The sequence below is a fragment of the Leeuwenhoekiella parthenopeia genome, assembly GCF_020782115.1.
GTDB classification, from domain to species: Bacteria; Bacteroidota; Bacteroidia; order Flavobacteriales; family Flavobacteriaceae; genus Leeuwenhoekiella; species Leeuwenhoekiella parthenopeia.
The window spans coordinates 331,207-340,565 of the sequence record NZ_JAJGMW010000002.1; the positions used below are offsets into that span (position 1 = coordinate 331,207).

A 9,359-nucleotide genomic window follows, 5' to 3' on the forward strand; every position below is an offset into this window, starting at 1 on the left:
GTATAATTAGTTAGCACTTTAAAAAAGAGTTAGTTCAAATACAGTTAAAATCGAGGAAATTAATTTTTCTGTAAATAGCTTCCCGCAACTATCGGATTATTAGCACCTTTTTCGTACTTCATCATCTTAAAGCCGGGGTGTATGCAATAGCAACCGGTTTCTCCTTCCTTGTTAATGGCAATATAGGCCACCTGAAAATTCACGTGATTGGGATTGGTAGTCACAATACGTCGCACGGCCTCTTCGCAGGCTTCCTGAGGACTCATCCCGTTTCGCATCAATTCAACAATTAAAAAACTGCCTACGGTCTTGATAACTTCTTCGCCCATTCCGGTTGCGACTGCACCGCCTATCGCATTGTCTATAAAGAGTCCGCTTCCTATAATGGGGCTGTCACCCACACGTCCTTTCATCTTATACGCGAGTCCCGATGTGGTGCAGGCGCCAGATATATTCCCTTTCGCATCAAGAGCCAGCATCCCAATGGTGTCGTGATTCTCAATATTGATGATGGGCTGGTATTTTGATTCTTTCAGCCATTCCTTCCAGGCTTTTTCAGAGGCTTCCGTCAATAAATTTTCAGCTTCAAATCCACTATTTAGCGCAAATTCTTTAGCGCCTTCTCCTGCAAGGATCACGTGCGGAGTGTCTTCCATCACCTTGCGGGCCAGTGCCGCCACATGTGTAATATCTTCTACGCACATCACGGCCCCGCAGTTGCCGGTATGATCCATTACACAGGCGTCTAGGGTAACATTGCCTTCCCGATCTGGAGAGCCGCCTTTTCCAACCGTTGTATTTTTAATATTTTCTTCTTCAACCGCTACCCCCTGTATTACTGCATCAAGGGCATTGTAACCTTCGTCCAGCAATTTTCCGGCAGTAGCATTAGCCTGGGTAAACTCCCAGGTGCAAATAGCTACAGGTCCCGAAGCTTTTGATTTTTTGGTTCTTGATTTTGATGAGGAAGACAGGTTTAAATTAGGTTTGGCCAGTCCCGAAAGCCCAAAACCCAGGGCCAGCGTATTTAATGCTCCTGAGGTCAAAAAGTTGCGTCTTTTCATAGTGAATGCTGTAAGAGGGTGTAATTTACTAAGCCTGCTATTAATTTCAGCGGAATGAGCATAAAAAATTAGGTTTTATTTAGGGAATCTCCGGGTTTACTTCAGTAATATTAGGGCCCTAAACAACTCTTATGCGTTGGTTCATTTTTATTTTGATCTACATTTTAGTAGATGTCTATGCGTTTCAGGCGATTAGAACTTTTTCTAAAAGCGCCGTTCTTTCCGTCATTTATGTTTTTATATCGCTAGCCTTTCTAGCTGCGTTTATCTATACACTTTCCACACTCGACCGCTCGAGGGGTATCGAAGTGCGTGAGATGTATATGCTGGGTTGGTTTCTGGCTTTTTTTGTGCCGAAATTGATACTGGTGCTGCTCATGTTTGGTGAAGATATCCTGCGATTGCTTGTTGCATCTTACAACCGCTTTTTTACAGAGCAGACCTCTTTTGAATTGCCATCCAGGCGAAAATTTATAAGCGCACTCGCTTTGGGTGTTGCGGCCATTCCGTTCGCGTCTTTAATATATGGGATGTACCGGGGCAAGTACCGCTATCGAGTATTGAGTTACAGCTTAGAATTTGAAGACCTGCCGGAAGCTTTTGAAGGATACCGTATTACTCAGATAAGTGATATTCACAGCGGAAGCTTTGACGATGCCGAAAAAATCATTTACGGTATTGATCTTATTAATGAGCAGAAAAGTGATGTCATTCTTTTTACAGGTGATTTGGTCAATAATTTTGCTCACGAGATGAAAGACTGGACGGGTCTTTTTTCAAAACTGAAAGCAAAGGATGGGGTCTATTCGGTTTTGGGCAATCATGATTATGGCGATTATGCAGACTGGGAATCTCAGGCTGCCAAGACCGAAAACCTGAATACCCTTAATAAATTGCAGCGGGATATGGGTTGGAGGCTGCTGCTCAATGAACACGTTTTTTTAGAGCGGGGGAACTCACGTATTGCTCTTGTTGGTGTTGAAAACTGGGGTGCAGGGTTTAAGCAGGCCGGCGATATTGACAAAGCTTCAAACGGCTTAATGCCTCAAGATTTTAAAGTGGTAATGAGTCATGATCCTACCTATTGGTCAGAGCGACTTAAAAATGATCCTAATAATTACCAGTTAACCCTAAGCGGACATACCCATGGGATGCAGTTTGGTATTGAGATTCCGGGCTTTATTCGATGGAGTCCTGTACAGTACCGTTATGATAATTGGGCCGGAATCTATAAAGAAGCAGGAAAGGTTCTTAATGTAAATCGTGGTTTCGGATATTTAGGCTACCCCGGACGCGTGGGTATTTGGCCCGAGGTGACTGTTATAGAGCTGCGCAGACGATTAAAATAGGTAAGCTATTTCTTACTTGTAATAAATTCAAATCGTGTTAAAGTTCTACGAAAGAACTATTTATATCTTCTAAATGCATATTTTGGTTAGGTTCTAAACCTGACCCCTATGAAGATTTTTAGAGTATTTTTCGTCTTAAATATTTTATTATTTAACTGCGTTACACAGGCTCAGGTTGGTATTGGAACCACTGCTCCTGATCCCTCAGCATTGCTCGATATGCAATCTGAAACTCAGGGAATCCTAACGCCGAGATTAACCACCGCTCAACGTCTTGCAATAGCAGCTCCTGCTACCGGTTTATTGGTTTATGATACCGATGAGTCTTCTTTTTACTACTACTTGGGTTCTGCATGGTCTCAACTTAAGGGGGCAATGGCTCGGGATAATTATATTCTGGTAAAAAGTGTAACTGATTTGCCCGCCGTATCCGGGGGTGTCATAACGCTTGATGAAAACACTTATTATGAGATTAATGGTGTGATAAATCTGTCTGCATCAATAAATTTAAACGGTGCGTACATTTCGGGACTCGATGCTACTGAAGATGTATTAAGCTTTCCCGGAGGAACTATTTTTACGGGTAGTTCAGGGGGTAGTATTCGTAATGTTACGCTTACCGGTGCCAAAGCATTTGATATTACCGGCACCGGTGTAGAATCTATTTTACTTCAAAATACAGTAATTGCCGGAATGACCACCGGCGTGGGATCTATCTCAAATATAGGATTGTTCTTTGGAAATGTTGTGCAGTTTATTTCTAACAGCAATGGAATAACCTACGCTAATGTTGGGAACCTTTTGCTTAATAATCAGGCATGGTTTAGTTCAAATGCCGGCACATTTGAGAAACTAACCGGAACATTTGGCCTGGTTCAAAAAGTAAGTGGTTTTAGCACCGTTGCCGGTTCGGCCATAGCTTTTGATGTAAGTGCAAATCCTTCCGTGAGCAACGGCGTTATTTTGAGTACTGTTTTTTCGGGAACTTCTTCAAATCCTTATGTAAGTAAGTATACAACGGGGTCTTATACCGGATATAACTTCACCAATGCGTGGACCATAAATTGTCCCGGTATTCCTGTGGAGTCAGACAACGTTGCAACCGGAAACGTGTACTATAACGGGACTATTACGACAGGTTTTCTCCAGACGGTAAATAATCAAAACGCCTTCAATCTTCAGGGAAATTCCAATTCAAATTCAACAACTGCGGTGAATTTGTTCCGAATGTCTTCGCCGCAAAATAACCGGCTTACCTACATGGGGAAGAGAACGCGTACTTTTCAGGTAAATGCTTCGCTTTCTGTTCGGGGCAATGATAACGTGGGAAGCTTCTACGCTTTTTTTATCAGAAAGAACGGCACTACGACACTTACTGAAACCAATACCATTATGAGAGTAAATACAACTGCAGACGTGGTGAGTAATTCTATCTCGGGTACGGTTGAGCTTGCACCAAATGATTTTATAGAGATATGGGGGCAAAGACTGGTTACCAATACAGGCGGAGTTAATAGCGCTACAAATATTGTTGTGTTTTCGCTGAATGTAAATATCAAATAAGCGCCCCGCGTAATTAATATTTTCTTAAATCAATGGCAATTTGGCTTTTAACCTTATATTTAGGGCACTAAAGAGCGTGACTATGTCAAAATTTGGAGCACTCATTGACCTTGATATTCCGGTTCTTCTTGATTTTTATACGGAATGGAATGAAGAATCGAATACTATGCACGCGGTAATGCGTGATGTAGCTGCAGCATTGGGAGATAAGGCTAAGGTTATCAAAATTGATATTGACAAAAATCCGGAGCTGGCCGAAGCTTTACGTATTAAAGGACTTCCTACGCTTGTGATTTACAAAAAAGGCGAGATGAAGTGGCGCCAAAGCGGAGAGCAGGATGCTAACTCCCTGATTGCTATCGTACAAAAATTCATTTAAGCGGGGCAAACGTATACCCCAGGCTGCTAAAATGCTCCAAAACCCGGGTTAGTGCAGCTTTCATATTTTTTTCTGCTTTTAAACTGTCGTGAAACACCAGGATGCTTCCGGGCTCTGCATTATTTATAATATTTAGGGCACATTGCTCAGGCGAAATTGTTGCGTCCCAGTCGTATGCAATGGCATCATACATAATTATTTGATGCCCTAATTTCTTCAGCCTTTTGGCCTGCCCGCGTTTGATCTTGCCATAAGGCGGCCGGAAGAGCTTGTTGTGAATACCGGCTTGCTCCAGCAGGGCTTCGGTCTTCGTGGTGTTTTGCAGATAAACATCCTCTTTAGTACTCCAGCCTTTTAAATGATTAAAAGTGTGGTTGCCTATGCTGTTTCCGCTTTTAAGCAGTTGTTCAAAGATTTCTGGATGTTTTGTAATGTTTTCGCCAATGCAAAAAAACGTTGCCTTTGCATTATAACTTTTAAGGGTTTCAAGTACCCAGGGTGTCACCTCCGGGATGGGGCCGTCGTCAAAAGTGAGGTACAGCCTTTTAGTTTCCGGGTTGTCTTTTTGATCCCAGACATAACCCGGGTAAAGACGCTTAAGCCACTTAGGCGTCTTTACGGGTAAGTCTATTTTAAAAAGTTTACTCAAGCGTATCTGTTTCTGCCGGAATTGCTAAAGACGTATCTCGTGTAGGCTCTACAGAAGGAGCAGTCTCCGGTTCGGTCTCATCTTCCCCGTAAAACTGGCTAAACTTACGCAGATACGTATTGAATTCGCGTGCCTTCTCCGGTAAAATCTCCTGATCCTGATTGATGATCAGCAGATCGACCAGACTGCGGTAGCGCTCGATATCGGTAATGATATCCTGTGCATACTGATACTGTCTGTTAAGATCGAGCGTGCTCCAGTAATCGAGTTTTTCCTGATATTTTTTGGCCACCTGATTCCACAATTCACGGGCGCGTTCCTGTTCGCCAACCTCGTAGTAACCGTTTACATAAGGTTCGAGTAAGGTGTAGTACTCAAAAATATCTACCGGCATTTTTTCCATGGCCAGATCGAGCACATTTTTGGCTTTGTCGAGTTGCCCCTCAGCTATCAGTTTTTCGATAAGGCGGGCGAGATTACCGCGATAGGTAATTCCATTTCTGCGGGTTTCGGTGTCGTGGTAAATATCGGGATCACCGCTATTGCCCCAATACCAGTTCATCGCGATATCATAGAATTTTTCGGTATCAATACGTCCCATATCATAAGGCGCCTGCGGATCTATAGGTGTTTGAATCGGCACTAGCTTGTAGCAAACGCCATCCAGCTGCAGGTAATCTTTCATCCACAAATAGTCGTCATCCCCAAAGCTTCCGCCCGTAAAATAAATAGGACGCTCCCAGTTGTTGTTTGCAATCACATCAAGCATCAGCAGGCGATTTTTGTAAAGCCAGGTATCTTTTATTTCAATAACGATATCCGAAACAATAAGATCTGCATCTTTTTGCGGTACGATGCCCTTAGCGATAACGGTGTTTTTGTCTACGGGTATCCTTACAAATTTAGTAGGGAAGGTGTGGACCATGGTTCCGCTTTGCAACTCGCTCATAGTTCTTGGGTCGTCGCTGGCAATCCAGTTCATCCAGGTCTTGATGTCGAGGGTGTCATTGGGTCTCAATTCATTATAAATGACTGCATCCCGGTTACCCGCGACATACTTGTCGTGAGTAAGTTGTGATGGGATGGGGTCGCTTTCGTACGCCTTGCGCTTCATATCATCGATATACCAGGCCGTCTGGAAGAGGCTGGTGTTTACAATGCGCACATCGCGGCGATAGCCTTCAATTTCCTGTACATACCATAGCGCGAAGGTGTCATTATCCCCAATGGTAAATAAAATAGCATTTTCATCACAACTGTCCAGGTACATCTTGGCCATTGCGAGTGCAGTTTTACGCCCGGAGCGGTCATGGTCGTCCCAGTTCTGAGCAGCCAGTATGACGGGGGCTGCCAGCAGGCAGAATACGGTAACTATGGGTAGCACTACTTTAGAACTCACCTTTTCTTTAAGCAAATCATAAAGCGCATAAACACCAAAGCCAATCCACATCGCAAACACGTAGAATGATCCTACCAGTGCATAGTCCCGCTCGCGCGGTTCAAAGGCACGCTCATTAAGGTAAATCTTTAAGGCGATCCCTGTAAACAGGAAAAGAACCAGAAGTACCCAGAAGCTTTTTTTGTCTTTACTGGCCTGAAAAACCAGGCCTAAGAGACCTAAAATAAGAGGTAGGAAGAAATAAGTATTTCGGGCTTTGTTGTCCAGTGCATCAGTAGGCAAACTGTCCTGAGGCCCCAGGCGGGCTTCATCAACAAAAGGGATTCCACTGAGCCAGTTGCCGTGTATGTCATCGTATTTCCCCTGAATATCGTCCTGACGCCCGGTGAAATTCCACATAAAATAGCGCCAGTACATATAGCCAAACTGAAAGTCAAACATATAGGCCAGATTGTCCCCAAATGATGGCGGTTCTACATCAACATACTGTCGTATACGCATCAGGAAAGACTGAAACCCTTCGTTATCAATACGCCCCTGAGCATAATCTGATTTAAACTGGGCAACGGCCTGCTGCAACTCCTGATTGTCTGCATATTCAGGTTTTACCTGAAAATCAAGCGGACCGGTAAATTGCATATAATTTGCAATATGATCGGTACTCCACATACGGGGTAAAAATACTTTATGACGGTCTTCAGAATTCTGAACGGCGTTTTTCCATTCGTTTACGATAATGTACTTGCCGCTTTCTTCATCTTTTTCGTAATTGGGCTTGCCGTCTACATAGGGATTCTGTGCATCGAGTCCGCCAAAAATCTCGGTAAACTGTGGGCCGTAGAATAAGTGGGTTTCGGGGTATTGCTCGCGGTTGTAATAGGCGAGAAGCTCCCGGGCGTTATTCGGGTTGTTTTCGTTGATGGTAGTTCCTGCGTTAGCGCGTATGGGAAGCATCAGCCAGCTCGAAAATCCTATAAAAATAAACAGGATCGAAAGGATTAGGGTGTTGAGCTGGTAATACGATTTTTTACGGGTGTATTTAAGCAGAAAATAAAAAATGGCAATAAATACAAGGCCGGCGATAATGGTCCCGCTGTTAAACGGAAGTCCGATTGTGTTTACAAAAAATACTTCGGCATAGCCGAAAAAGCTAAGCGTGTAGGGTAGTAGAAACTTGAATATAAACATCAGGATGGCTACCACAATCACATTGGCCAGAATGAAATTCTTAACCGTGATTTTCTTATAGTTTTTAAAGAAATATAAAAATCCGATTGCCGGAATGGTGAGCAAAGCCATAAAATGAACCCCAAAAGAGAGACCAATGATAAAGCAGATAAGCATCAGCCAGCGGTTGCCACGGGGTTTAAACATATCCCGTTCCCAAAGCAGTGCTATATAAAATAAAGCCGAAAGCATAAACATCGCCATCGCATATACTTCAGCCTCTACGGCATTGAACCAGAAACTGTCTGTAAATGCAAATGCTAACGAGCCTGTAAAAGAGGCTGCAATAACAGCCATTTGATCTGTGGTGGTTAAAGTCTCTTTATTGCGCTTCAGTAATTTGCGTACTAATAAAGAGATTGACCAGAACATGAAGAGTATGGTAAATGCCGAAGCCAGGCACGACATAAAGTTGACACACAGGGCAATATAGGTGGTGTCGGGAGCGAATACAGAGAAAAAAGCACCCAGCATCTGGTATAGCGGCGCTCCGGGAGGGTGGCCTATCTCTAGCTTGGATGAAGTGGATATGTATTCCCCGGCATCCCAGAAACTGGCAGTAGGTTCAACAGTGAGTGCATAACAAATAAGGGCTATTGCAAAGGCAAGCCAGCCAAAAATTTTATTGTACTTCGGGAAATTGAAGTGTGTCATAAGGCAAATTTAACGAGCAGCGAATTTATGAATTAATACGCTAATGGTTTTCCTTTTATTTGAGCAATACGTTTTTAGAGTCTCCTTTAGCGGTAAGGCAGCAATGGGCTAACGCGGTAAATGCCCGAAAATTTCAGGAAACCTAATTTTTCTGAAAAAATTGTTTGGTGAACTCAAAGTTTGTTTTAAATTTGCAGCCGCATTCGCAAGTCAGGTGATTGTAAGAATACAGGTCAATGGCCTATGGTGTAACTGGCAACACGTCTGGTTTTGGTCCAGAAGAGTCTAGGTTCGAGCCCTAGTAGGCCAACAAAAAAATCCGAACAGAACTGTTCGGATTTTTTTATGGGATTAAATGATCTCGATGTGTTTTAAACCGAGCCCTTTTTTAGGATCAATCCTAATTGTTGTGTTTAAGCAAAAATTGTAGTTAATCTGTATAGAAAGAATTCTATGTTTTTTACTCCTCTAAATTGGCTTCTAAATGCTTTGATCTTTGCATTGAAGGACTCAGCTGAAGCGTTAGTACTTCTGTTTATAAAGTAATTGAGTATTGATCTATAATTAATGTTTATGGTATTAGCAATGGTATTGAATGCCTTAAATCCTGTGTTCTCTACATCTTTATACCAATGAGCCAGTTTTGTATAAGCCACTTCTACTGATTTTGCTTTGTTGAATATATCCCTAAGTCTTTGTGTGAGCTTAAATGCCAACTTTATATCTGGATAGTGCTCGAAGAGTATTTTACTTCGCTGGTATTGGTTTTCTGTCCAATTTGAAGGTGCTTTATAGAGCAGATAACGGCTCCTGGCTAATAACTGTTTTTTGGTATCCCCATTGTCAAAGGTTTTGGGAGTAAAACTTTTCTGCTTTAACCGGGCTTGTTTAATTTGTTCGTTCTCCATATCTATAGCATCCCATCGGTGTTTGATCCTTATATCCTGTAAGGCTTCCAGTGCCAGTTTCTGTACATGGAATCGGTCTGTAACCTGTATTGCTTTTGGGAAACATTTTCTTGCAATGGTCTTCATTGAATTAGCCATATCCAAAGTGATTTCTTTGACTTTGGCTC

The 9,359-nt window shown here is 42.7% G+C and carries 7 protein-coding genes and 1 tRNA gene; 4 read left to right on the top strand and 4 right to left on the bottom strand.

Annotated features, from left to right (window positions below):
* Positions 1-59: 59 nt before the first annotated feature.
* Complete coding sequence (locus LLW17_RS02625; protein WP_228228712.1) at positions 60-1,064, bottom strand: isoaspartyl peptidase/L-asparaginase family protein; 1,005 nt, start codon at positions 1,062-1,064, stop codon at positions 60-62.
* A gap of 131 nt (positions 1,065-1,195) precedes the next feature.
* Between LLW17_RS02625 and LLW17_RS02630 the strand changes: the two genes are divergently transcribed.
* From LLW17_RS02630 to LLW17_RS02640, 3 genes are all read left to right on the top strand, one after another.
* Positions 1,196-2,413, top strand: a complete 1,218-nt coding sequence (locus LLW17_RS02630) for a metallophosphoesterase (RefSeq protein ID WP_228228713.1) — start codon at positions 1,196-1,198, stop codon at positions 2,411-2,413.
* A gap of 108 nt (positions 2,414-2,521) precedes the next feature.
* Positions 2,522-3,976, top strand: a complete 1,455-nt coding sequence (locus tag LLW17_RS02635; protein WP_228228714.1) for a phage tail-like protein — start codon at positions 2,522-2,524, stop codon at positions 3,974-3,976.
* A 76-nt stretch (positions 3,977-4,052) separates the two neighbouring features.
* On the top strand, positions 4,053-4,355 hold the full coding sequence (locus LLW17_RS02640; RefSeq protein WP_350355191.1) for a thioredoxin family protein: 303 nt from the start codon (positions 4,053-4,055) through the stop codon (positions 4,353-4,355).
* On the opposite strand, the gene LLW17_RS02645 is transcribed toward LLW17_RS02640, so the two are convergent.
* Together LLW17_RS02645 and LLW17_RS02650 are read right to left on the bottom strand one after the other, a co-directional pair.
* The gene (locus LLW17_RS02645) at positions 4,348-5,004 is read right to left on the bottom strand and encodes a polysaccharide deacetylase family protein (protein WP_228228715.1); all 657 of its coding nucleotides are present in this window, start codon (positions 5,002-5,004) and stop codon (positions 4,348-4,350) included. The two genes, LLW17_RS02640 and LLW17_RS02645, sit on opposite strands and share 8 nt — an antisense overlap.
* Positions 4,997-8,284, bottom strand: a complete 3,288-nt coding sequence (locus tag LLW17_RS02650; RefSeq protein ID WP_228228716.1) for a protein O-mannosyl-transferase family — start codon at positions 8,282-8,284, stop codon at positions 4,997-4,999. Before LLW17_RS02650 ends, LLW17_RS02645 begins: the two co-directional genes overlap by 8 nt.
* Positions 8,285-8,521: 237 nt before the next feature.
* Here LLW17_RS02650 and LLW17_RS02655 point away from each other — a divergent pair.
* A tRNA-Gln gene (locus LLW17_RS02655) sits at positions 8,522-8,594 on the top strand.
* Positions 8,595-8,697: 103 nt separating this feature from the next.
* On the opposite strand, the gene LLW17_RS02660 is transcribed toward LLW17_RS02655, so the two are convergent.
* The coding region (locus LLW17_RS02660) for an ISAon1 family transposase (protein WP_228228717.1) at positions 8,698-9,359 on the bottom strand (662 nt) is incomplete at its 5' end.